Here is a 23,743-nt window from a genome sequence, read left to right on the forward strand (position 1 = left end):
GGAATCCCTCTTTCTGTTTGATTAGTTTTTAAGCTTTTCAATCAGTTCATCGTATTTCGGACTGTTTAAGAAATTATCAACCGAGATGTGCACCGCTTGCGGCAGCTTGGCCTTCGCCCGGTCTGTCAGATCTTTATGCGTAATGACGACATCCGCGTCATTTGGCAGGTTATTGATCGACGTATTTGTGACATCAATGTCCAGTTCTGCTTTTTTCACTTTATTTCTTAAAATGGAGGCGCCCATTGCGCTCGATCCCATTCCCGCATCACAAGCGAAGATAATGCGGCTGACTTGTTCAGCAGAGATGTCGGCAGACCCTTCAGCCGGCTCTTCCTCTTTGTCCGCCAGCGCGGCCGCAGCCTCGCTTTTCTTCCCTTTCATTTCCTGCATTTTTTCCGCAGCGGCTGTCAGATCTTCCTCACCCGCTTTTGACGATTTCAGAATAAGCGCAGATACGATAAACGATACGGCCGCTGCGACGATGACGCCTGCCAGCACGCCGAGATAGCTTCCTTTCGGAGTCAGCGCTAAAATGGCGATGATGCTTCCCGGTGATGATGCCGCGACAAGACCCGCGTTAAAGATCGAGAATGTCAGCAATCCGCTTGCTCCCCCGGCAATCGCCGCAAGGATCAGCATCGGCTTCATTAAAATGTACGGGAAGTAAATCTCATGAATCCCCCCGAAGAAATGAATGATCGCAGCTCCAGGCGCAGTAGATTTTGAAGAGCCTTTTCCAAAGAACATGTATGCCAGTAAAATGCCAAGTCCCGGTCCGGGGTTTGCTTCAACTAAAAACAGAATGGATTTTCCTGTTTTCGCCGCCTGCTCGATTCCGATCGGACTTAAAATGCCGTGGTTGATCGCGTTATTCAGGAACAAGACTTTTGCCGGTTCAACGAAAACGCTTGCAATCGGCAGCAAATTCGCATGGACAATCACTTCAACTCCGGCTGCCAGCAATTTATTCAGAGACAGAACAACCGGGCCGATCGCATAAAACGCGATAATAGTCAGCACCGCTCCGATAATTCCCGCCGTAAAGTTGTTGATCAGCATTTCAAAGCCCTGTCTGACTTTATCCTTAAATAAACGGTCTACTTGTTTAATGAGATATCCGCCCAGCGGTCCCATAATCATGGCGCCTAAAAACATCGGGATATCCGAACCGACAATGACGCCAATGGCTGCCGTCGCACCGACAACTCCCCCGCGATGGTCGTAAATCATTTTTCCGCCTGTATATGCGATTAAAAGCGGCAGCAGATACGTAATCATCGGACCGACCAATGTGTTCAGCTGAGGATTCGGAAGCCATCCCTTCGGAATAAACAGCGCCGTGATAATCCCCCACGCGATAAACGCGCCGATATTCGGCATAATCATTCCGCTTAAATAACTGCCGAACCGCTGAATCTTAACCTTTACGCCTGCTTGCTGCTGTTCTTGCTGCATATATATTCCCTCCCTGTTTTGCTGTCTTATGATGAAATAATAAAGAAAACGGGGCTGCTTTCTCCCCTATGCCTTCATCATAAAACGCTTACAGTGCCTATTCAACGAAAAGTAAAGAGGAGTTTGGCACATAGACTGTGACAAATTTTTAAATAAAAAAAAGACACCTGTTATTCAGGTGCCTTACCGCTTTCTGTATATAATGTTTCCTTTGGTAACAACAAGCTTTGCGATCAGCCGTTCACTCACGATAAACACCGGATACGCGCATACGAGCGCAAATATGGCGGCCGGCACATACCGGGCGGCCGGAAAAACCGGAATGACAGCCGTTCTGGCCATTTGCACAAGATAAATCAGCAGGACTGTTATTGTAATCGCCACCGCCATAATGGGGGCTGACACTTTATATTCACGCAGCTTTTCATGGCAATGCCCGCATTGAAACTGGCACGGGATCATTGACGATCTGACCATGTCGCCTGTAATCGGCTTACCGCAGTTCGGGCAGGTCGTTTCTTTCATCTTTATTCCTCCATTCAATACTTCTATTATAACAGAGACTGGCCCAAAGGTTTGCGGTTGTGATTGTTCAACATTTTTTCACATATTTTATCATCAGGCACTTGTACACACTGATGAAAACATCTACTCTTAAAAAGAGATCATCACTCATTCGCATAAAAAGGGGGATGCAGAATTGCTTCCGATTAACAGACAGCAAAAAATGCTTGAATGGCTGAAGCAAGAGGGCGTGTTAAAAATTTCTGATATAAGCGAGAGATTCGGTGTCTCTGAAATGACTGTTTACAGAGACGTCAATCAGCTGGCTGAGTCGAACCGGATTATTAAAACACCCGGCGGCATTACGCTCCCATCCGCTTCAGAGCAAAACGCCAATCAATGCGGCTATTGCTTGCGGCCGATTCAGCACTCATATTCTGTTCAGCTTATCACTGCTTCACAATCCGTCGAGCAGATGTGCTGCATTCATTGCGCGATTTTGCGGTATGAGGATAAAAAGGAAGAAGTGTCCCACGTCATGTGTAAGGATTTTCTTCTACAGACGACGATTACGGCCGCCTCTGCATACTTTTTAGTAAATGCCGAAATTGATCTCCACTGCTGCCAGCCGCAGGCGATCCCCTTTTCAACGATAGATTACGCGAAACGGTTTCAAAAAGGGTTCGGCGGGGTCATTTGCACATTTGACCAGGCGGCGGAAATCATCTTACACGACAGGCAAAAGGGATGCACTTGCAGCAAGACGTAACAACAACCAACCGGAAGGCGGTGTCTTCAGCCATGAGACGAAACAAACTGTGGCTCATTCTTCTGCTGTTCCTTGTTTTGTTTCCGAAAACAAGCTTTGCCCATGCCTATATCACAAGCTCAACACCGGGTGAGAACAGCGAATTAAAACAAGCGCCGAAGCAGGTCGACATTCAGTTCAATGAACCGATCGAGGAAGGCTTCCATTCCATCAAGGTGTATAATTCATCCGGCGAGCGGGTCGATACGGGCCGGACAGTGATGAAGAAAAATGATAACCGTATCATGACCGCCGCTTTACAGAAAAACCTGCCGCATGACATTTACAGAGCGGAATGGAACGCGGTGTCAGCCGACGGGCATCCGGTTTCCGGCATAATTCCTTTCAGCGTCGGAAAAGCGGACGGAGCCTTTCAAGACAAAACGGCTTCCGGAGCATCGCTTCATCCCGAAACGGCAATTGACCGCGGCATCTTGTACACGGCCCTTTCCCTGTTTATCGGAACGGCTTTTTTCCACCTTTTTTGGTACAGGGCGAATGAAGGCCTGTCAGGAGAGCTCGCAAGGCGAACCGTAAAGCTGTTTATCATCTCCTTGTCTTTGTTTGGGCTGGCCCTGATCTGCCAGCTTCCGATTCAGACGAAAGAAAATGCTGGAGGTGCGTGGAGTGCCGCTTTTCAGCCCGGCTATATAAAAGAAACGCTTCTGCAGACAGCGGGCGGATCGATTTGGATAATTCAAATCAGCTTATACGCGCTGCTCGTTTTGTCCATGATTCCGGTGTTAAAAAAGAAACAATTTCGTTCTTTTACATACTGGACGGCGCCGCTTCTCTTCTTTTTCGGATCGCTTTTGGCCAAGGCATTTGCCGGTCACGCAGCGGTGATTGAAGAAAGAGCGGTCGGCATCACGATGGATTTTCTCCATTTATCAGCGGCTTCTGTGTGGACGGGCGGAATGGCGGCGCTTGTGCTGCTTCTTTCCGCGGAGTGGAGAAAGTCCGATAAATCGGCTGCGTGGGAAACGGTGAAGCGGTTCTCCCCTTGGGCATTCAGTGCAGTCGGCGTGCTTTTATTCTCAGGCGTGCTGAATGGATTTTTCATTATCCGCTCGTTTGATTCGCTCTTTCACACCGCTTACGGCAAAACGCTTCTGATTAAAATCGGCCTGTTTGTTGTCATGCTTGCGCTCGGCGGCCTTCATGTGTGGATCACAAAGTACCGGCAGACGCGCAGCATCAGCCGGACGGTCAAGGCTGAATGGGTGATCGGCATTGCGGTATTGTTTATAACGGCTGTCTTCACAAGCCTGCCAAGCCCGCCGGCACCGGCGCCGGAGCCGTTTAACGGTTCAGAAATGATCGGCAGCGGACAAACATTGTCTATCAGTATCAGCCCGAACCAGCCGGGTAAAAATGAATTTGAAGTGAGAGTCACCGATCATAACGGCCGCCTGGTCAAAGATATTCAGCAATTCACGGTGACCGTATACCAGACGGGCTTCAGCGGCAATAAAAACGAAAGCACCTTTGATTTGAAAAAGACAAAGCAAGGCTTATTTGAAGCTGATAACCTTTCCATTACCGAAAAAGGAAACTGGAAAATCAAAGTCCACGGACTGACAAGCGATTTTAACGAGATCAACCAAATCTTCACTACCACAAACTAAGGAGTGTGTCTCATGTTGAAAAAAAATGCTTTATTATTCATTTCGGCCGTGATTATGTCTCTCGTATGCTTTACGGCTTCGGCAAGCGCCCACGTTTCAGTGAAACCGGCGGAATCAGCTGCCGGCTCTTGGGAAACGTACACAATGAAAGTGCCAGTTGAAAAAAATGAACCTACTACAAAGGTTGTGCTGAAAATGCCCGCGGGTGTTGAATTCCAGCAGTATCAGCCGATTCCAGGCTGGAAAACCTCTGTTTCAAAACATGATGATAAAAACGTGTCAGTCACTTGGGAAGCAACAGCCGGCGGCATTAAGCCCGGCCAATTCCAGCAGTTCACATTCGTTGCAAAAAACCCTGAAAAGACCGAAGATGCCGCTTGGGATGCCTACCAATATTATAAAGACGGCAGCATTGTAGAATGGACGGGAGACGAAAAAGCCGACACACCGCACTCGATTACAAAAATCACAAAAGCGGCCAACGTCACCGATGCACACGGAGCTTCACAAACAAAGGAAGAAAGCAAATCAGGCACATCGGCGCTTGATATTGCGGCCATCGTTCTTTCAGCCGCAGCCATTATTTTGTCCATAGCAGCGATTTTGAAGAAAAAACGCGGATAAGAAAAAGCGATCCGGCTCATATTGAGCCTGCGATCGCTTTTTTTCTTATCCGCGTCCGGCCTGAAATGACGGATACTTCGTCATTCCGCCGTCGGCAAACAGCGTAATGCCCGTGACATAACTCGATTCCTTAGACGCGAGCCAGACGGCGACTGCCGCGATTTCTTCCGGCTCACCGATATACCCCATCGGAATCATGCTTTCCACATCTTTTTTCTGGACGGGATCAGCAAACTTTTCCGCATTGATCGGCGTGTTGATTGCGCCAGGCCCGATATTATTTACACGGATTCCCTTTGGCGCGTACTCAAGGGCAAGTGTTTCTGTCATTAATTTGATACCGCCTTTACTTGCCGCATAGTGAACAAACAGCGGCCACGGAATCATTTCATGTACGCTGGACATGTTAATGACGTTGCCTTTAATATTGTTTTCCACATAGTATTTAATCGCTTCGCGGCTTCCTAAAAAAGCGCCCGTCAGGTTGGTGCTGATGACTTTGTTCCAATCATTAAGCGGCATTTCATGGGAAGGAACCGGATTTTCCACGCCGGCGTTATTAATCATAATATCAAGTGTGCCGAATTCCTTGACTGCGGTTTGCACGATGTTTTTAACATCTTCTTCTTTTGTGACGTCACCCTGAACGGCTACCGCTTCCCCGCCCGCTTTTTGAACCTCTTCTTTTACGCTTTGGGCGTCTTTTTCATTGTTAAAGTAGTTAATGACGACCTTCGCCTGTTCCTGTCCGAAACGAAGCGCCATCGCTTTTCCTAACCCTGATGACGCTCCCGTAATGGCAACGACCTTTCCTTTTAAATCAGTATACATGTTCGAACCTCCTGCGTTTTGTTATGAATTTGATTTTGCGACTCCTAAGAATACCGCGGCCGCGATGATCAGAATAATACCGATGGCGATAGCGATCAGCTGGCGTTTCGTTTTCGTCTCCCGGAGAATGAAGATCCCGCCGAGCGTGCTGATGACAATTCCCATTTGTGATAATGAAAAGCTTGTCGCAACTCCGACTCTCGGCTGAGAGATGAACAAAAACATATTCCCGAGCGCCCAGATGATTCCCGGCAGAATGTTGCGGATCGCATACTTATTAAATGGCTTGTGCTTGTACGTCAGCACCAGTCCGCCAATCACCATCCCGATCGCCTGCGGCAAAAGCGCCGACCAGCCGGATACGCCGAACAGCCGGGCAACGACGACGTAGACTAAATAACCAAGCGTGGAGATCAGCAGGATCACGATCCCTTTTTTTAAGTTTCCCGGTTCTCCGTCCGCCTGTCCCTTTTTATCATTCAGCGATGTGAGCACAATTCCGACAATGATAAAGATAAGGGCGAGAATACCTAACGTAATCGCGATAGGCGTTGACCATTCCTTGAACACGATAACTCCGAACAAAGATGTCGAGACGAGCTGCATCCCCGTTGAGATCGGCATCGTTTTTGAAACACCCATCAGCTGGATGCTTTTTAACTGGTTGCTTTGTCCGAGCGACCAAAACAGCCCCGATACGATCCCGACGATAAAAATGCGCACAGACAGCACCGGATGAACAAACAGGTAAAGCACAAACGAAACGATAAGCGCTCCGATAGTCGTTCCAAGCGTCTGACTGTAAGGCCCGCCGCCCAGTTTGACATTAAATAACACGATGCTCCCCCAAAACAAAGCCGGGAGAAGAGCCAGTAATATATCCATGATGGCGACCTTCTTTCAATCGTATTTGCTGTTATTTTGTCTGGAATCATATCGATTATTCTCTAAACAAGATAAAAAAAAGCCTGCCGGCGAATTTCACCGGCAAGCATAAAAATTTAAGCAGTATGTTTTACAGCGCTTCCTTGTCTTTGCAACAGTAAAAAGAAAAAGACGCCGCACAGAACGAGCACGCCTCCCGCCATTTGAATGGCGGTTACACGCTCCCCCAGCAGAAGCACGGCAAATATCGTCGCGCCGACCGGTTCACCGAGAATGCTCATTGAAATGGAGGTCGCGTTCACAAAGTTCAAGAGCCAATTGTTAATGACATGCGACATCGTCGGGATGACGGCCAGCAGTAAAAAGATGCCCCACTCTCTCGCAGCATAACCGCTAAATGGGGCGGACACGCATACGTTATAGATCACCAGAAAAAAGCCGGCAAAGGCGAAAACACAAAAACTGTACACCCAGTGTGACACCTTTTTGACCGCCTGCTGGCCGATTAACAAATAACAAACAACGGCAATCACGCTGAAAAATGAGAGCGCGTCACCTAAAATCGCCGCCCGGCTGTGCCCGAGATCGCCCCAGCCGATCATGGCGGCGCCGATGACGGCCAAACACATAATCAAAAGGGCGCGCCCGCTCGATTTTTCTCTATAGATGAGGTATCCCCCGAGAAGGGATATCATCGGCTGCAAAGCGAGAATAACCGTCGAGCTGGCAACGGTTGTCAGCTTTAATGACCCGAACCACAGCACAAAGTGCAAACCGAGGAAAAAGCCCGACACCCCTAAAAGCGCCCACTCTCTCACACGGATGCCCAAAAACTCAGCCCGCTTTTTTGCGACAAACGGAAGCATCAAAACAGCGGCAAAAACCATACGGTACATGCTCAACACTGACGCAGGCGCCCCCGACCATTTCACGATAATTGCGGAAAAAGATATAGCGATGATGGAAATCACAAGCGGAAGCCCGATGGATCTCCTTTTTTCCATGTCCTGTTTCATCCTTTACCACCCTTGTCTTAATATTCAGAAAACACATACCAGAAATATACTACGGACGCATACAAGGCGCAATACGTTTTTTTGTCCGGCCTAAAGCATCAAAAAAGCCCCGCTCCAAGCGGGGCTTTCCTTTTCGGATATTAAAGTCCGATAGACATATATTTCGTTTCAAGGTAAGGCTCGATTCCTTCTGTACCGCCTTCACGGCCGATGCCGCTTTCTTTCATTCCGCCAAACGGCGCTTGAACTGCGGACGGGCCGCCGTCGTTCCAGCCGATAATACCGTATTCAAGGTGTTCTGAAATATAGATGCCGCGGCGGTAATTTTCTGTGAAGAAATAAGCCGCAAGCCCGAACGGCGTATCGTTCGCAAGCTTGATCGCTTCATCAATGTCAGAGAAAGTAACGATCGGCGCAACCGGGCCGAATGTTTCTTCATGCATAATGTTCATGGTCGTATCCACGTCTGCCAGCACAGTCGGCGTCACGAAATAGCAGCCTTTCTCATCGTTTTGGTCATACGTTCCGCCGGTCAGCACTTTTGCGCCTTTTTCGACGGCATCATTGATTTGGCCGACGATTTTGTCAAAGCCTTTTTTGTTAATGACCGGGCCGACGTTTACGCCTTCCTCAAGGCCGTTGCCGACTTTGAGCTTCGCCGCCTCTTCACTCAGTTTTTTCGCAAACTCATCCTTAATGGACTCGTGAACGATTAAACGGTTCGCGCAGACGCACGTTTGGCCGGCGTTTCTGAATTTAGAAGCCATGGTTTGTTTTACCGCGAGATCAAGATCGGCGTCCTCGTCCACGATCAGCGGCGCATGTCCGCCAAGCTCCATAGACATGTGTTTTACCGTATCGGCGCTGTTTTTCATTAAGATTTTGCCGACCGGCGTTGAACCGGTAAATGTAATTTTGCGGATTTTCGGGCTGCTGGTAAAGACGTTTCCAATCTCTGCTCCGTCTCCTATCACCACTTGCAGCACGTCCTTCGGAATACCCGCTTCATAAGCAAGACGCGCGAGGGCGTAAGCAGACAGCGGCGTATCCTCCGCCGGTTTGATGATGAACGTACATCCTGCCGCCAAAGCCGGCGCTGCTTTTCTTGTGATCATCGCATTCGGGAAATTCCAAGGCGTAATCGCCGCAACCGGGCCGACCGCCTGGCGCGTGACAACAATCCGTTTGCCCGCCGCCGCAGGAACCGTTCTGCCGTAAATCCGTTTCGCTTCTTCCGCAAACCATTCGATGTAGCCTGCTCCGTATAATACCTCGCCGACCGCCTCTTGATATGGTTTACCGTTTTCCTTCGTAATTAATTCCGCAAGTTCTTCTTTATGTTCAACAATCAGCTCATACCATTTTCGTAAAAGTGACGCACGTTCTCCCGCTGATGTTTTAGACCATGATTGAAACGCTTGATGTGAACGTTCAATCGCTTCTTCAACTTCCTGAGCCGTTTGCTGAGGGATGCTTTCGATCGCCTCTCCCGTTGCCGGATTATAAACCGTTAATTGTTCTGGCATATTGAACATTCCTTTCTCTGCTATGTGATACTTCTCATGATAGCAGACTCATCCTTGAGGTTTCCAACAATGAGCTTACAGAGCTGCTTCGATAATCGCAAGGCCTTCTGCGAGCTGCTCATCCGTCATCACAAGCGGCGTCAGAAATCTGATAATGTTGCCGTTGATTCCCGCTGTTAAAAGAAGCAGCCCGTTTTCGTTGACCGTTTTGGCGATAGCCGCGGCTTTTGCTTTATCAGGTTCACGCGTATCAGGGTCTTTGACGATTTCAACGGCGGCCATCGCCCCAAGTCTGCGCACCTCTCCGATAAAGGCGTGGTCTTTTTTCCATTCAAGCGCCTGATCTTCAATGATCTGCCCGATTTCCTCAGACCGCTGATTAAGGCCTTCTTCTTCAATAATATCAAGTACGGCGAGCGCAGCCGCACAGCCGAGAGGGCTTCCCGCATACGTTCCGCCCAGCTCGCCCGGCGCCGCTGCATCGAGCATTTCCGCACGGCCGATGACTCCGCTGAGCGGCAGTCCGGCAGCAAGCGACTTGGAAACGGTAATTAAATCAGGAACGGCTCCGAAATGTTCGATCGCAAAGTACGCGCCCGTTCTGGCAAAGCCGGTCTGTATTTCATCCGCCACAAACACAATGCCGTGTTTCTTACAGAAATCAGCGACGTGCTGAACGAAACGTTTTGAAGGAATAATGAAGCCGCCTTCTCCCTGAACAGGCTCCATCACGACACAAGCGACAGTTTCCGGAGCGGCTGAAGCAATAAAGAAATCATCAAATGCGTTTATGATAAAGTCATCGTATTGCTCATTGCTCATCCCGGCGGGTTTTTGATAATAGTAAGGAAACGGCGCCTGATAAACCTCTGAGGCAAACGGGCCGAAGCCGAATTTATAGGGCTTTACCTTGCTCGTCATGCTCATCGTCATATTGGTGCGGCCGTGAAATCCCCGTGTGAAGGAGACGACGCCTTGGCGTTTCGTATATTTTCTAGCGATTTTCACGGCGTTTTCAACCGCTTCCGCTCCTGAGTTCAGGAAGATCGCTTTTTTGTCATGATCCCCCGGCGCAAGGCCGCAAAGCTTTTCGGCTAATTCAATATAAGACGGATACATCATGACGTTAAAGCCGGGATGAATCAGGTCCTCGGCCTGCTTCTTCACGGCCTCAACCACCTTCGGATGGGAATGGCCGACATTTAACGTTCCGATCGCTCCCGCAAAATCAATGAATCTTCTGCCGTCCAAGTCATATAATAGCGCCCCTTCTCCTTTTACCGCCATGCTGCGATTTCCGTTGCCGACGCCGTTTGATACGAATTGATCCCGTTTTTCCTGCCACTGGGCTGTCGTTCTTCCCGATGCTGTTGTTTGACTCATATGATTTCATCCCCCTGCATTGTTTTCTTATCATTCTGACTTCTTTTTGGTATGATGAAAAGTACCAATTTTAATTTTTTCATGGTATCAGATGAAACGGAGTGACCCGGGTTATGATGACGATGTCTATTGATCATTCAGAAACGGCGGATTACATTTATCAGCAAATTTATCAGAAGATCAAAGCGGCCGTTTTAGACCGCAGCCTCCCGCCTCACACAAAGGTGCCGTCTAAACGGGAGCTCGCCGATACGTTAAATATCAGTGTGAATTCAGTGAATTCCGCTTACCAGCAGCTATTTGCGGAGGGCTATTTATATGCCATTGAGAGAAAAGGATTTTTCGTTGAAGAAATTGACACGTTTTATTATGAAGAGAAGCCGGCTGGGTCGGCATTGCCTGACGATTTAAAGGAGCAGGAGCCGGATAAGAGCGGCTGGATTTCGTTTTCGCATATGAGCGTGGACACGGCGCATTTTCCGTTAAAAAGCTGGTTCCGCTGTGAGCAGAAAGCGGCCGCCCGCTCATTTCATACGCTCGGTGAACTCGTTCACCCGCAGGGCTTGTATGAGGTGCGGGAAACGATCTCAAGACTTATTTCTTTAACAAGGGGCGTCAAATGCCGGCCGGAGCAGATCGTGATCGGGGCGGGCACGCAAATGCTGATGCAGCTTCTGACCGAACTGCTGCCAAAAGACGCGCTGTACGCCATGGAGGAGCCGGGCTACATGAGGATGTATCAGCTATTGAAAAGCCTCGGAAAACAGACCGCGACCATTCATCTTGATGAGAAAGGCATGTCAATGACGGAAATTGACATATGCCGGCCCGATGTGCTGATCACCACGCCGTCCCATCAATTTCCCTCCGGCGTTATCATGCCCGTTTCCCGGCGGATTCAGCTTTTGAACTGGGCCGCTGAACGAAAAAACAGATACATTATTGAAGATGACTATGACAGTGAATTTAAATATGACGCGGACACCATCCCTGCGCTTCAAAGTCTGGACCGGTTTCAAAATGTCATCTACATGGGGACATTTTCAAAATCCCTTCTTCCCGGCCTGCGCATCAGTTATATGGTCTTGCCGCCTGAGCTTTTGCGGGTATTCAAACGAAGGACGTATGATCTGCATACGTGCAACACGCTTGCCCAGCTGGCGCTTAAGGAGTTCATTGATTCCGGTGAATATCAGAAGCATATTAAAAAGATGAAACAGCATTATAAGGACATACGGGAGCGCCTCATTTCAGCTTTAGAAGAGGCTTTCGGGAAAACGATCATTTTAAAAGGCGCCAATGCGGGCCTTCATTTTGTCACTGAATTTGACTGCACCCGTTCAGAAAAAGATATATTGGCACGCGCATCCGCCGAACAGCTCGATCTGTTCGCGATGAGCCGTTTTAGGCTGAAAACAGGCGGCGTGTCAGAAAAGCCGAAGCTCATTCTCGGATTCGCCCGCCTGAAGCAGGACGATATCGAAGAAGGTGTCACAAGGCTTTACCGGGCGGTTTTCGGTGCATAAAAAAACCCCGGGCTTCGGGGACTGGTTTACCAGCGGGTTGGATCTATTTGCAGCACCGCTTCCAGCAAGCCTGGAAACGCCTCTTGTAAATCATCTTTACGAAGGGAATAATAGCGATGCTTCCCGTCTATACGCACTTGGGCGATTCCCGCTTCCCTCAGCACTTTGAAGTGATGGGACAGCGTCGATTTCGCCACCTGGATATCAGCGCATGTGCTGCACGTTTTTTCTGTAGTTTCAGCCAATTGCTTGACCAGCTCTAAGCGGAGCGGATCACTGAGGGCATGAAGAACTTTTGTCAGCTGCAAATGATTGGTTTCAGGATGGTTTGGAATGTTCATGAGTCAAATGTAACACATATCAGCGGCTGGTGACAATTTAGGCAGGAGGTTTTTTTCTTTGCCTTGCGCCGTTAAACATGTTACAGTTAGTTCGATAACATTCGAACTATAACAAATAAACCCAATCAGGAGGGATTGTCATGATCGTCTTACAAGCTTACATGAAAGTAAAACCCGAAAAACGCGAGGAATTTTTAGGAGAGGCTCAATCGCTTGTTCAGCATTCACGCGCAGAAGAAGGAAATGTGCAGTACGATTTGTTTGAAAAAATCGGTGAAGAGAATACATTCGTCATGCTTGAACAATGGAAAGATGAAGAAGCAATGAAATTTCATAACGCAACAGATCATTTCCAAGGATTCGTCGCAAAAGGCAAAGAACTGCTGAACGCTCCGCTTGATGTCGTTCGCACAGAGCTGGCGGAATAACGAAAGGATGGCTGACATGAACGAAGTGCTTCAATTATTAACAGATCACCGATCCATACGGAGTTACACGGATGAACCGGTTACCGAAGAAGAGCTCGACCTGATCATCCAAGCCGCACAGGCTGCGCCGACTTCCATTAACGGCCAGCAGTTTACAGTGATCGCGGTGCGGGATAAAGAAAGAAAAAAGAAAATCTCCGAATTGGCCGGCGGACAGCCGTGGATTGACCAAGCGCCTGTTTTCCTTTTATTCTGCGCTGATTTTAACCGCGCCAAAATTGCGCTTGAAGAATATAATGATACACCGCTTGAAATTACGAACGGATTAGAGTCCGTTCTTGTCGGCGCTGTAGATGTCGGCATCGCGCTCGGAACGGCAACCGCTGCGGCGGAATCAATGGGCCTCGGCACTGTGCCGATCGGCGCCGTGCGCGGCAAGCCGGACGAACTGATTGAATTGCTGAAGCTTCCGAAATACGTTTTCCCTGTCTCAGGCCTTGTCGTCGGCCGCCCGGCAGACCGTTCTGCGAAAAAACCGCGTCTGCCGCAAGCAGCAATACTGCATCAGGAAACGTACCAAGAGGAAGACTTAAGAACACATATTGAAGCCTATGACAAGCAAATGTCCGAGTACATGAAGCAGCGCACCAACGGACAAGAAACAAGAAACTGGTCACAAGGCATCACAGCCTACTATAAACAGGTTTATTATCCGCACATTCGCGAAATGCTTGAGAAGCAAGGATTTAAGACGGATAAATAAGATATCAGCCTGCCGGAAAAACTCCGGCAGGTTTTTTCTTTTTATGAAGCAAAAGCGTTGACACCTATCGAATGCATTTGTTAATATTTTCATCATATACTCATTGGTTTTTTGTAAACCAATGAGTTTTCTATTGTTGCGCTGCCGCGTCACTTAATCCCGCACGGAACGGCCATGAACAATACCGTCCGTCAAGTCGGAGGCTCTATCGGAACGGCGCTGCTCGTATCCGTGATGAGCAACCAGGCGGCGCACGCAGATGCACATAGCCCGGCAAACGCCGCCCTTCACGGCATGAATGCCGCGTTTATCGTCGCCGCATGCATCGCGCTGGCAGGCTTCCTGTTATCCTTCACCTTGAAGAAAAAACCGCGTCCCCCCAAGCAGCAGGCGGTCACGCGGTAATGATTCATTAAAAACAAAGAACCCGATCACAGGTGTGATCGGGTTTTTTTTACTTCTCAATTCCGTCTTTTACTTCTTTCACCATTTGCGCCATGGATTCAAGTCCGCCGCCGGATAAATACCAGACAGCTGAGTCAAGATACACGACATGGTTGTTTTTCACCGCGTTGACGGATTTTACATAATCGTTTTCAACCACTTGTTTTGTCGAAGAGGTTGTGCCGATCGCGGTTCCGCGGTCAACGACAAACATGTAATCAGGATTTGTTTTGGCGATGTATTCATATGAAATGCTTTGTCCGTGCAATGAGGCTTCAATATTCTTGTCAGCCGGTTTGACGCCGAATACGTCATGAATGAAGCCGTATCTTGATTTAGATCCGAACGCGCTGATTTTGCCGTCGTTCGCCATCACAACCAAGCCGTTTTTATTCATTTTGCTTGTTTTTTTCTTCAGATCAGCAATGGATTGATCGATTTTCGCAAGCTTATCCTTCACTTCATTTTCTTTATTAAAGATTTTGCCGATGACGTTTGTGTTGTGTTTGAACGTGTCGACGTAGTTTGTATAGTTATCATCAAGGTAAAGCGTCGGTGCGATTTTTGAAAACTCTTTATAAGAATCAGATTGTCTGTGAGCTATAATGATTAAATCGGGATCAAGGTCTGCGACTTTTTCAAAATCCGGTTCTTTTAAACTTCCGGTATTGGCGTATTTATCATTTTTGTATTTAGATAAGTATTTTGGCAGGCTTTGTTTCGGCAGCCCCGCTACATGGTCCTGTAAACCGAGTTCGTCCATTGTGTCAAGCATTCCGAGGTTGAACACAACAACCTTTTTCGGATTCTTCGGCACGTTGACTCCTTCTTTGTTCAGGTCATCCTTAATCGTGATTGTATCTTTTTTTGATTTGCCGGACGTTTTGTCCGCACTTCCGTTTCCGCACGCAGAAACAACGAATACCGTTACCAGCGCAATAAATAGCAATGCGAATTTTTTCATGATTTTCACCCCATCTGTTATTAAGAAAAGTAAACACCGATCCGCTGACTGTCAATCTCTTGAATCGGAATGGTCATATCATAAATCTCTTCAAGCACGGAGGTCTCAATGATCTCCTCAGCAGGCCCTTCTTTTACGACACGGCCGTTTTTTAAAGCAACGATATGGTCTGAATATACTGATGCGAAGTTGATATCGTGAATCACTACGACGACCGTTTTTCCAAAGTCCTTCACAAGCCGCTTCAAAAGCTTCATCATTTCAACTGAATGCTTCATATCTAAATTGTTCAGCGGCTCATCGAGAAAAATGTAGTCCGTATCCTGGGCGATGATCATCGCGATAAACGCCCTTTGGCACTGTCCGCCGCTCAGCTGGTCGAGGTATTTATCCTGAATGTCGGCAAGCTTCATATAATCGATGGCTTGGTTAATGTGCGTCCAATCTTCAGCCGTCAGCTTCCCCTGCGAATAAGGAAAACGGCCGAAGCTGACTAAGTCTTTAATGGTCAGCCGGATATTAATTTGGTTCGCCTGCTTCAGGATGCTGATTTTTTTCGCCAGCTCATTGCTTTTGCACGATCCGATCTCTTGACCGTCGACGGTGATTTCTCCCGAATCCGTCTTAATCAGCCGGCTCATGATAGACAGCAGCGTGCTTTTGCCGGCGCCGTTAGGACCGATAAACGAGGTGAGCCTGCCCTTTTGTATCGCCAAAGACGTTTTTTCAAGGACAACCTTCCCTCCGTATTGTTTGCTTACATTTTTGACCTCTACCATGATTTATTCTCCTTTAACAGCAAGTAGATAAAATAAATCCCGCCGGCAAAATTAATAATGACGCTCAGCGTCGTGGAAAAGGTGAACACTTTCTCCACAACGAATTGGCCTCCGATAAGCGCGATCATACTGATCAGGACAGAGCCCGCGATTAAATACGTGTGCTTATACGTTTTCAAAAACTCTCTCGCCAAATTGACGACGAGCAGCCCTAAAAACATGATCGGCCCGACAAGCGCCGTTGACACAGAAACAAGGATCGCGACCACAATGAGCATTTGTTTCACCAGCTTATCGTACTCGATTCCCAGATTGACGGCGTGCTCCCTTCCCAGCGACAGCACGTCAAAAAACCGCGTAAACCGCCAGACATAGATGCCGGTAAGAAGGAATATCAAGCCGGCAAAGCCTAAAAGATCCGTATTGATATTGTTAAAGCTGGCAAACATCTTGTCCTGAACCACCTGAAACTCATTCGGATCAATCAGCATTTGCATAAACGATGATAAGCTGTTGAACAAAGTACCGAACACGACACCGACAAGAAGAAGGAAAAACACATTCCGCCCTTCCCCTTTAAACATGAGCTGATACAGAAGAAGAGATAACAGAACCATCAGCCCGACGGAGATGACGAAGTTTAGATTCTTATTCATCATGACGATATTCATTGATCCGAACAGAAAAACAATGACGGTCTGAATGAGCATATACAAGGAATCAAGGCCTAAAATGCCCGGTGTGAGGATGCGGTTATTCGTAATCGTCTGGAAGATCACTGTGGAAAACGCAATCGCTCCGCCCGTCAGCATCATGGCGAGCACTTTGGAGCAGCGTCTCGGCAGTGAATATTCCCAATTGCCCAGACCGTAGAACAAAAATAATCCGATACATAACATGGCGAGTGCCGCCAGCAGCGTAATTTTTTTATTATGACTCATATGCTTTTCTCCTTAACAGCATATACAGGAAGATGCCGCTGCCGATAACTCCGACCATCAGGCCGATTGAAATTTCGTACGGGAAAATGATCAATCTCCCCAATATGTCGCAAAACAGCACAAAAACGGCGCCTAACAAAGCCGTGTGAGGCAGGCTGCTCCTTAAATGATCTCCTTTGTAGATCGAAACCATATTGGGAATGATCAATCCGAGAAACGGCAGCATCCCGACGGTCAGAATCACAAGTGAAGCAATGAGCGACACGATGATCAGACCGATATTCACAACCCGTTTATACTTCAGGCCGAGGTTGACGGAAAAGCTCTCTCCCATCCCCGCCACGGTAAATTTGTCCGCATACACATAAGCAATGATCACAAGCGGAATACTCAGGTATAAAAGCTCGTACCTGCCTTTCACAACCAGTGAAAAATCCCCCTGCAGCCATGACGAGAGATTTTGAATCAAATCGTATTTATATGCGATAAATGTGGCGATTGAGCTGACAATATTCCCGAGCATTAAACCGACGAGAGGAATAAAAATCGTATCATTAAACTTGATTCTCTCGAGGATTTTCATGAAGAGGAAATTTCCTGCCAAAGCGAATATAAAAGCGATGAACATTTTCAAAAGCGGACTCGCTGAAGTAAAGAACATTAATGAGATTAAAATCCCGAGCCTTGCCCAATCCATTGTTCCCGCGGTTGTCGGCGAAACAAACTTATTTCGGCTGATCTGCTGCATAATCAATCCGCAGATGCTCAAGCTCATGCCGGCGATGATGATGCTCACCAAACGCGGCAGGCGGCTGTCAAATAATGTACCGGCCTGTTCTTTATTTAAATGAAATACATCCAGCGGCGACAGATCTTCTACTCCGATAAAGGTAGAAGCAACCGCCAATACCGCCAGTAACAAAAGTAAGTAACGTAGCTTCATGCTGCCTCCCTGCACCCTTCTCAAACGGTTAGACCCATTGTACGGCGACTCCGATACAGCCCGACTCGTAATGATTATCATTATCAACTGCAATTACAATCTTATCATCTTTCCGGGCTTAGTCAATATGGTTTTGCGTGCACAAACGGTCTTTCCGGGTTCGTACATTAACTGTTTTACAAAAAGTCTATCAATAATTTGCAGGATTTTCTATAACCATTGTTTGGACAGTTATCATATTTTGCACCTCCATGCACACTTATCAGGAAATAAATCTGACAAACAACGCTGTCATTCCTCTCCGAGAATACAAATGTTCACTCCATATAGAAAAATCCCTTGATTTACACAAATGAAAGAGTGATAATAAAAATTAAATTTGTGGGAAAATTTAAACATTAGGGGATGTATAATGATGAAAGTTGTAAAATTCGGAGGCAGCTCCCTCGCGTCAGGAGCACAGCTTGAAAAAGTGTTTCACATCGTGACGGCCGATCCGTCGCGAAAAGCAGTAGTCGTATCGGCGCCGGGAAAACGCTTTTCGAACGATACAAAAGTGACGGATCTGTTAATCGCATGTGCGGATCATTATTTGCAGAAAGGAAAAGCGCCCGAACTTGCTGAAGCGGTCATCGAACGATACGCAAGCATCGCGCGTGAGCTGAACTTGGATTCCTCTATTATTGAAAGAATCCGTGATGACTTGTTCACACTCTTAAACGGCGATAAACGCAATCCCGAGAAGTATTTGGACGCGGTTAAAGCAAGCGGCGAGGATAACAATGCAAAGCTGATCGCGGCGTACTTTCGGCATCAGGGAGTCGAAGCGGAATACGTCAGCCCTAAGGAAGCCGGGCTGTTCGTGACGAATGAGCCGGGGAGCGCGCAGGTGCTTCCTGAATCATATGACAATTTGCACCGCCTGAGAAACCGTGAAGGCCTGATCATTTTTCCGGGATTTTTCGGATACAGCAAAGAAGGTGACGTCCTGACCTTTTCCCGGAGCGGCTCTGATATTACCGGCTCCATTCTCGCCAACGGCTTAAAGGCCGATCTGTACGAGAACTTTACGGACGTAGACGCCGTCTATTCCGTCAATCCGTCGATCGTTCAGGACCCGAAGGAAATCAATGAACTGACGTATCGGGAAATGCGCGAGCTTTCTTATGCCGGCTTCTCCGTCTTTCATGACGAGGCGCTCATCCCCGCATTTCGGGCAGGCATTCCCGTTCAGATAAAAAATACGAACAACCCGGATGCAAAGGGCACCCGAGTCGTCAGCAGGCGCGATCATACAAACGGACCTGTCATCGGCATCGCAAGCGACACAGGCTTTTGCAGCATTTACATAAGCAAATATTTAATGAACAGGGAAATCGGTTTCGGACGCAAAGCCCTTCAGATTTTAGAGGATGAGGGATTAACGTATGAGCACGTGCCGTCCGGAATTGATGACATCACGATCATCCTGCGGCACAATCAAATGGACGCCGCATTGGAACAGAGGCTTGTCACACGGCTGAAACGAGAGCTTCATGCCGATGAAGTCACCGTCCGGTACCATTTGGCGCTGATTATGGTCGTCGGAGAAGCGATGCGCCATAATGTCGGCACAACGGCGAGGGCGTCAAAAGCGTTATCAGAGGCTGACGTCAACATTGAGATGATCAACCAAGGCTCCTCTGAGGTGAGCATGATGTTCGGTGTCATGGAAGAGCAGGAAAAACGAGCGGTTCAGGCGCTGTATGAAGAATTTTTCGCAAGAGTCTTACTCTCATAGAAAACTGCCTCTTTTTTTCTCTTGTCCACTATTATCCCTTTCAAAAAAGCGTCGCTCACATATTGTATGGTATAGACGATATGGAGGTGAAGCTAATGTCAGAATGGGGCGGAATGGGTTCATTCGCTTTAATCGTTGTTTTGTTTATCCTATTAGTTATCGTAGGATCATCCTTCTTTGGGGGTTACTAGAATTACTCTGTCTATAATTTAGGCGCTGCGCGATTCGTCCTGCGGCGTCTTTTTTTGTATTCTTATATGGCGTTGGTTCCTCCCTGCCCTGCAAATCAATTTCCATTCTGTTTCAAATACAATTAGAACATTTTACGAGAAAAAAGATACAGAACAAGAATATATCTTTGGCAAGCAAGAGATCATTCTTTACGATTCTAAATTTAACGAATCTATCAATTCACCAAAAAAGACTGCCGAGATCGTATTCTCAGGCAGTCCGCCTCTTAAATAAGGGACTTTTCTTCTTACGTCATTCCTCTTTCTGCTACATGGAATTCAGCCTGGTCAGTTTGGCTTACTCCTGCAGCAGTAAAGATCGCGGCGGCCGCTAAACAAATGACAAACCATTTAGATTTCAATTTCATACAAACCCTCACTCCTTTGTATTTGTTTTCTTGCCTCTTCGACTTTGAGAAAATAGTAAGAAGACATCTCAAAGCATTTTTGTTCATAGTAATATTTAGCTGCTTCTAGTGCTAAATCCTCTATATCGGCGTACAAATTTTTATTTGCAAGGTAGCGAAAACACGTGTTGATTTTTTCTTCATCCGGTTTCGCCTGATACAGAGCGTGCAGCCATTCGAATTTTACCGCGTAATCGGGATCGTCTGTTTCTTTAGCATATTCATAACCCCGTTTATGATATTCCGCCGCCTTTGCATTTTTTCCGAGTTTAAAATAAATTTGTGTGATTAGAAAATAAGCTTGAGGAAGTGAATTGACGATTCTGTGTGATTCAAATGTTTCAACCGCTTGTTCAAAGTACGGGATGGCGGAATCAATGCGGTCTTGATTGTAATAGCACAATCCGAGGTTATACAGCGCCCTTCCGACCAGCTGCGCTTTTTCTTCTTTTTCGGCCATTTTCAAGGCGTGTTCAAAATGCTTCGCCGCCTGCTCAAAACGCCTCTCATCCATCAAATTGACGCCGAACACGAAGTGGCATTGGATGATTCTTACATTGTATGTGTCCTGCTCCACATAAATTTCATAAGCGTTTTTAATATGTATCAGGGAAAAATACGTTTGCTTCATGTAATAATACGCTTCGGCCACTTTAAAATAAAACTCTGCCCTTTCCACGTGGTCCGATACGAAGGCCAGCTTTTTTTCAGCCTGTTTATAATAAGTAATAGCCGATATAAATTCTCTTTTATCAAATTCAAACATGCCCCTGAAGAAATTGACGTAATAATCCAGAAGCCCTTTGAGGCCGGCCTGGCTGTTATCAATGTTGTCTAAGATTTCTGATAGGCTCGGCTGATCTTCAATCTTCAGGTTTTCCAGCGGCTCCAGATAGTCCAGCATCAGCTGATGACGAAATTCCATGAGTGAGTAATAAAGCACTAAGTTCGAATCTGGCTCCATATGGTCAAGTTCTTGTTTGATCTCGGCTTTCAAAATCTCTGCATCCGGCACGCTGAATGTTCTTATGTATTGATACCACTCGTTAATCTTCTGCCCGACTGCTGAAGAAGGAATTAACCCGCTCTTCATTCCTTCACCCTCCCCATCCAAGACCTGTTTAACAGTTATTTTATCACGTTTCCGTGTCTTTCCATCCCGAAAAATACGCAAACTTTGTTTCGGCAGAGCGCAATTGCCGAAGTCAAAGTAAAACAAACGGCAGCCATTTTAGGCCGCCGTTTTGATGTTTATTCATTTTTCGTATTCAGCGGAAGGCGGATTTTAAAGCTCGTGCCTTTTCCTTTTTCGCTTTCAATGTCTATCGTGCCTTTATGCAGTTCGACGAGCTGTTTGACGATGGACAGGCCGAGGCCGTATTCGCCGTAAGCCGTGTTCGTTCTGGACACGTCCGCCTTGTAGAATCGTTCCCATATATGCTCGATTTCCTCTTTGGAAATGCCGATTCCGGTGTCTTCAATTTCAATAATCGTTTCTTTATAGCCTTCATAGCCGCGCAGCCGGATTTCTCCGTTTTGCGTAAATTGAATGCTGTTTTTCGTAATGTTGACGAGGATTTGAATGAGCCTGTCATAATCAGCATACACTTTTATACCGTCATCCACTTGAATGAGCAGCTTGTTTTGTTTTTCTTCGGCCTGCTGATTAAGATGCTCTTTAATGATTTCAAACACCTCGATAAGCGGCACACTCAGCTTATCCAGCTTGATTTGCTGAGATCTGATTTTTTCATAATCCAGGTTTTCCTTCACGAGCCGCAGCATCCGCTTCGTCTCTTCACTGATCAGAGAGAAGCACTTCTCTTTATCCTTTTCTGGAATGGCATTGCTGTTCAGCCCCTCCACCAATCCGTTAATGGTCGTAAGCGGTGTTCTCAGTTCATGCGAAACATCCGCGATAAACTGGCGCCTCCGCTTTTCAAGGCGGTCAATCTGCTCCCTGGATTGCTTTAAATTCTTTGCCATAATATTAAAATCAGATGCCAGCATGCCGATTTCATCCCTGCCGCTGCTCTTGAGGGAAATATCGTAATCGCCGGACGCCACTTTTCCGGTCGCATCGCGCAATGTCTGAATCCGTTTGACGTGAAACTTAGACAGCAGCCAGCTCAACAGAATTGTGATGATCAGCGTTCCGATGATCGCGTAAAACATGTAGCGGTTGACCTGGCCGATCATCTGCTCGACGCCCCTGACAGGAGAAACCAGCAGCACCGCGCCTTTAAATTGATTGTTGATAAAAATGGGCTTTGCAACTAATGATACCTCTAAGCCTTCATTGTTGAAACGATTCATCTCCGCTCTGATTTGAACGGTTTTCCCTTGTTTCAGCATTTGCCATTCTTTATGCCTCAGCTTTTCATGAGGAGGCATATCATCCGGAAAAAAGTAAGGCCGCTGCTTTTCATCAAAAATGATAAATCTTGTCTGCCTCGTTTTTAATATATCCTGATACGGATACAAACGGCGCATGTCAAGGCCGCGCCCGTCAAATTCCATTGTGATCTGCTGCGCGTAGGAGGACAGCTCCTCCACTTTATTTTGATAGGCAAAATCCTTCACAAAGTGCGAAAATAAAAAAATGATGATGACAAATGCCAGAATCAAAATGCTGACATGGCTTAAAAGCAGCTGGTATAAGTATTTAATCCTCATCAAATTTATATCCTACCCCCCACACCGTGTATAAAAACGATTTTTCCTCACTGGACAGCTTTTTCCGCAGCCGTTTAATATGGACATCAACCGTACGCTCATCGCCGTAAAATTGATAGCCCCATACCTGCTCGAGCAATTGCTCTCGTGAAAAGACCTGGCGCGGGTTTTGCACGAGATAAAAGAGCAGGTCGAATTCCTTCGGCGTCAGATTCTCAACAGGAACTCCATGCAGAAACACTTCCCTGGTTTTCTTATTGATCGTAAAGCATGCGGTCTCGATCATATCGTCTCTTTTGACCGCCTGTCCCGTCGCCCTGTACCTTCTGATGACTGCTTTAATCCGCGCGACCAATGTCAGCGGGCTGAACGGCTTGGTGACATAGTCGTCCGCCCCCATTTCAAATCCGATAACCTGGTCGGACTCTGTATCTTTCGCCGTCAGCATAATAATCGGCACACTGCTCGTCTCTCTTATTTTCCGGCAGATCGTCACTCCGTCCATAGACGGGAGCATGATATCGAGTATGACCAAATCCCAGTCGCCTTCTGTAAACCGCTGATATCCTTCCTGCCCGTCATGGACAAATTCCGCTTCGAAACCTTCTTTAAAAAAGAACATTTCTGTCATTGTGCACACGCTTATATTATCTTCTATCATTAATATTTTCATTGTATCCTCCGCTTGTCTTGACGCTTTTTCTTATAATAGCATCATTTTACACGGATGTTTTTACGATTCACGATTGTTAGTTTTTATTTCATCACCCGGAAATAGTTTGTTCATATTTTTTTCATACTTTTCTCCTACTATATACATATCAGATTACCGGTGCTAAAGATGGCCGGTTTTACAAA

Annotated in this window: 24 protein-coding genes and 1 pseudogene; 9 read left to right on the forward strand and 16 right to left on the reverse strand. The window is 47.0% G+C overall.

All coding sequences use genetic code 11. The features are described 5' to 3' along the window. Nucleotides 1-21: 21 nt before the first annotated feature. Both AXI59_RS18630 and AXI59_RS18635 read right to left on the reverse strand, forming a co-directional pair. A complete protein-coding gene (locus tag AXI59_RS18630; protein ID WP_061528987.1) occupies nt 22-1,458 on the reverse strand; it encodes a PTS mannitol transporter subunit IIBC in 1,437 nt (478 codons plus the stop codon). A gap of 183 nt (nt 1,459-1,641) precedes the next feature. Further along, entirely contained in the window at nt 1,642-1,983 is a 342-nt protein-coding gene (locus AXI59_RS18635) for an LIM domain-containing protein (protein ID WP_061522813.1), read from the reverse strand. A 175-nt stretch (nt 1,984-2,158) separates the two neighbouring features. Between AXI59_RS18635 and AXI59_RS18640 the strand changes: the two genes are divergently transcribed. Genes AXI59_RS18640 through AXI59_RS18650 form a run of 3 tightly spaced genes read left to right on the forward strand, consistent with a single transcriptional unit; the run spans nt 2,159 to nt 5,022 of the window. Continuing rightward, nucleotides 2,159-2,731 carry a DeoR family transcriptional regulator gene (locus tag AXI59_RS18640; protein ID WP_061522814.1) on the forward strand — a complete coding sequence of 191 codons (573 nt, stop codon included), beginning with the start codon at nt 2,159-2,161 and terminating at the stop codon, nt 2,729-2,731. A 32-nt stretch (nt 2,732-2,763) separates the two neighbouring features. Continuing rightward, on the forward strand, nt 2,764-4,398 hold the full coding sequence (locus AXI59_RS18645) for a copper resistance CopC/CopD family protein (RefSeq protein WP_061529012.1): 1,635 nt from the start codon (nt 2,764-2,766) through the stop codon (nt 4,396-4,398). Nucleotides 4,399-4,410: 12 nt separating this feature from the next. After that, entirely contained in the window at nt 4,411-5,022 is a 612-nt protein-coding gene (locus AXI59_RS18650; RefSeq protein ID WP_061528988.1) for a YcnI family copper-binding membrane protein, read from the forward strand. Between the two features lie 45 nt (nt 5,023-5,067). Here the strand turns inward: AXI59_RS18650 and gdh are convergent, their stop codons facing one another. The 5 genes from gdh to gabT form a co-directional block, all read right to left on the reverse strand. Further along, entirely contained in the window at nt 5,068-5,853 is a 786-nt protein-coding gene (gene gdh / locus AXI59_RS18655; protein WP_061522816.1) for a glucose 1-dehydrogenase, read from the reverse strand. 21 nt (nt 5,854-5,874) lie between these two features. Further along, on the reverse strand, nt 5,875-6,738 hold the full coding sequence (locus tag AXI59_RS18660; RefSeq protein ID WP_061528989.1) for a RhaT/GlcU family sugar-proton symporter: 864 nt from the start codon (nt 6,736-6,738) through the stop codon (nt 5,875-5,877). Nucleotides 6,739-6,854: 116 nt separating this feature from the next. Next, nucleotides 6,855-7,742 carry a DMT family transporter gene (locus AXI59_RS18665; protein ID WP_061529013.1) on the reverse strand — a complete coding sequence of 296 codons (888 nt, stop codon included), beginning with the start codon at nt 7,740-7,742 and terminating at the stop codon, nt 6,855-6,857. Nucleotides 7,743-7,894: 152 nt separating this feature from the next. Then, nucleotides 7,895-9,280: a succinate-semialdehyde dehydrogenase gene (gene gabD, locus AXI59_RS18670; protein ID WP_061529014.1), complete on the reverse strand. Its 1,386-nt coding sequence runs from the start codon at nt 9,278-9,280 to the stop codon at nt 7,895-7,897. 75 nt (nt 9,281-9,355) lie between these two features. After that, a complete protein-coding gene (gabT, locus tag AXI59_RS18675) occupies nt 9,356-10,663 on the reverse strand; it encodes a 4-aminobutyrate--2-oxoglutarate transaminase (protein ID WP_061528990.1) in 1,308 nt (435 codons plus the stop codon). A gap of 113 nt (nt 10,664-10,776) precedes the next feature. On the opposite strand from gabT, the gene gabR reads away from it, so the two are divergent. Beyond that, nucleotides 10,777-12,189: a MocR-like transcriptional regulator GabR gene (gene gabR / locus AXI59_RS18680; RefSeq protein WP_061528991.1), complete on the forward strand. Its 1,413-nt coding sequence runs from the start codon at nt 10,777-10,779 to the stop codon at nt 12,187-12,189. 26 nt (nt 12,190-12,215) lie between these two features. On the opposite strand, the gene AXI59_RS18685 is transcribed toward gabR, so the two are convergent. Beyond that, the gene (locus AXI59_RS18685; protein WP_061522821.1) at nt 12,216-12,530 is read right to left on the reverse strand and encodes an ArsR/SmtB family transcription factor; all 315 of its coding nucleotides are present in this window, start codon (nt 12,528-12,530) and stop codon (nt 12,216-12,218) included. A gap of 140 nt (nt 12,531-12,670) precedes the next feature. Here AXI59_RS18685 and AXI59_RS18690 point away from each other — a divergent pair, with 140 nt between their 5' ends. The 3 genes and pseudogenes from AXI59_RS18690 to AXI59_RS18700 all read left to right on the forward strand — a co-directional run. After that, entirely contained in the window at nt 12,671-12,958 is a 288-nt protein-coding gene (locus AXI59_RS18690; protein WP_061522822.1) for a putative quinol monooxygenase, read from the forward strand. Between the two features lie 16 nt (nt 12,959-12,974). After that, complete coding sequence (locus tag AXI59_RS18695; RefSeq protein WP_061522823.1) at nt 12,975-13,721, forward strand: NADPH-dependent oxidoreductase; 747 nt, start codon at nt 12,975-12,977, stop codon at nt 13,719-13,721. A gap of 132 nt (nt 13,722-13,853) precedes the next feature. Beyond that, a pseudogene (locus tag AXI59_RS18700) lies at nt 13,854-14,126 on the forward strand (MFS transporter); the annotation flags it as partial. Between the two features lie 49 nt (nt 14,127-14,175). Here the strand turns inward: AXI59_RS18700 and AXI59_RS18705 are convergent. The 4 genes from AXI59_RS18705 to AXI59_RS18720 are packed head-to-tail and all read right to left on the reverse strand — an operon-like array spanning nt 14,176 to nt 17,792. Further along, nucleotides 14,176-15,129, reverse strand: coding sequence for a siderophore ABC transporter substrate-binding protein (locus tag AXI59_RS18705; protein WP_061528993.1), 954 nt, complete (start codon nt 15,127-15,129; stop codon nt 14,176-14,178). A 20-nt stretch (nt 15,130-15,149) separates the two neighbouring features. Beyond that, entirely contained in the window at nt 15,150-15,908 is a 759-nt protein-coding gene (locus AXI59_RS18710) for an iron ABC transporter ATP-binding protein (RefSeq protein WP_061522826.1), read from the reverse strand. Beyond that, the gene (locus AXI59_RS18715; RefSeq protein WP_061522827.1) at nt 15,902-16,849 is read right to left on the reverse strand and encodes an iron chelate uptake ABC transporter family permease subunit; all 948 of its coding nucleotides are present in this window, start codon (nt 16,847-16,849) and stop codon (nt 15,902-15,904) included. Before AXI59_RS18715 ends, AXI59_RS18710 begins: the two co-directional genes overlap by 7 nt. After that, complete coding sequence (locus AXI59_RS18720; protein ID WP_061522828.1) at nt 16,839-17,792, reverse strand: ABC transporter permease; 954 nt, start codon at nt 17,790-17,792, stop codon at nt 16,839-16,841. Before AXI59_RS18720 ends, AXI59_RS18715 begins: the two co-directional genes overlap by 11 nt. Nucleotides 17,793-18,207: 415 nt before the next feature. On the opposite strand from AXI59_RS18720, the gene AXI59_RS18725 reads away from it, so the two are divergent. Both AXI59_RS18725 and AXI59_RS19905 read left to right on the forward strand, forming a co-directional pair. Then, nucleotides 18,208-19,572, forward strand: a complete 1,365-nt coding sequence (locus tag AXI59_RS18725; RefSeq protein WP_061522856.1) for an aspartate kinase — start codon at nt 18,208-18,210, stop codon at nt 19,570-19,572. A 113-nt stretch (nt 19,573-19,685) separates the two neighbouring features. After that, nucleotides 19,686-19,763, forward strand: a complete 78-nt coding sequence (locus AXI59_RS19905; RefSeq protein WP_156476333.1) for a YjcZ family sporulation protein — start codon at nt 19,686-19,688, stop codon at nt 19,761-19,763. A 287-nt stretch (nt 19,764-20,050) separates the two neighbouring features. Here AXI59_RS19905 and phrC read toward each other — a convergent pair whose 3' ends face one another. The 4 genes from phrC to AXI59_RS18745 form a co-directional block, all read right to left on the reverse strand. Then, complete coding sequence (gene phrC / locus AXI59_RS18730) at nt 20,051-20,170, reverse strand: phosphatase RapC inhibitor PhrC (RefSeq protein WP_013351005.1); 120 nt, start codon at nt 20,168-20,170, stop codon at nt 20,051-20,053. Beyond that, nucleotides 20,154-21,302, reverse strand: coding sequence for a response regulator aspartate phosphatase (locus AXI59_RS18735; RefSeq protein ID WP_061528994.1), 1,149 nt, complete (start codon nt 21,300-21,302; stop codon nt 20,154-20,156). The genes phrC and AXI59_RS18735 overlap by 17 nt, the downstream gene beginning before the upstream one ends. A 158-nt stretch (nt 21,303-21,460) precedes the next feature. Then, nucleotides 21,461-22,888: a two-component system sensor histidine kinase YclK gene (locus tag AXI59_RS18740; protein WP_167348394.1), complete on the reverse strand. Its 1,428-nt coding sequence runs from the start codon at nt 22,886-22,888 to the stop codon at nt 21,461-21,463. Next, nucleotides 22,875-23,558: a two-component system response regulator YclJ gene (locus AXI59_RS18745; RefSeq protein ID WP_061528996.1), complete on the reverse strand. Its 684-nt coding sequence runs from the start codon at nt 23,556-23,558 to the stop codon at nt 22,875-22,877. The genes AXI59_RS18740 and AXI59_RS18745 overlap by 14 nt, the downstream gene beginning before the upstream one ends. Between the last annotated feature and the right edge of the window lie 185 nt (nt 23,559-23,743).

The sequence above is a fragment of the Bacillus nakamurai genome (assembly GCF_001584325.1).
Taxonomy (GTDB): domain Bacteria; phylum Bacillota; class Bacilli; order Bacillales; family Bacillaceae; genus Bacillus; species Bacillus nakamurai.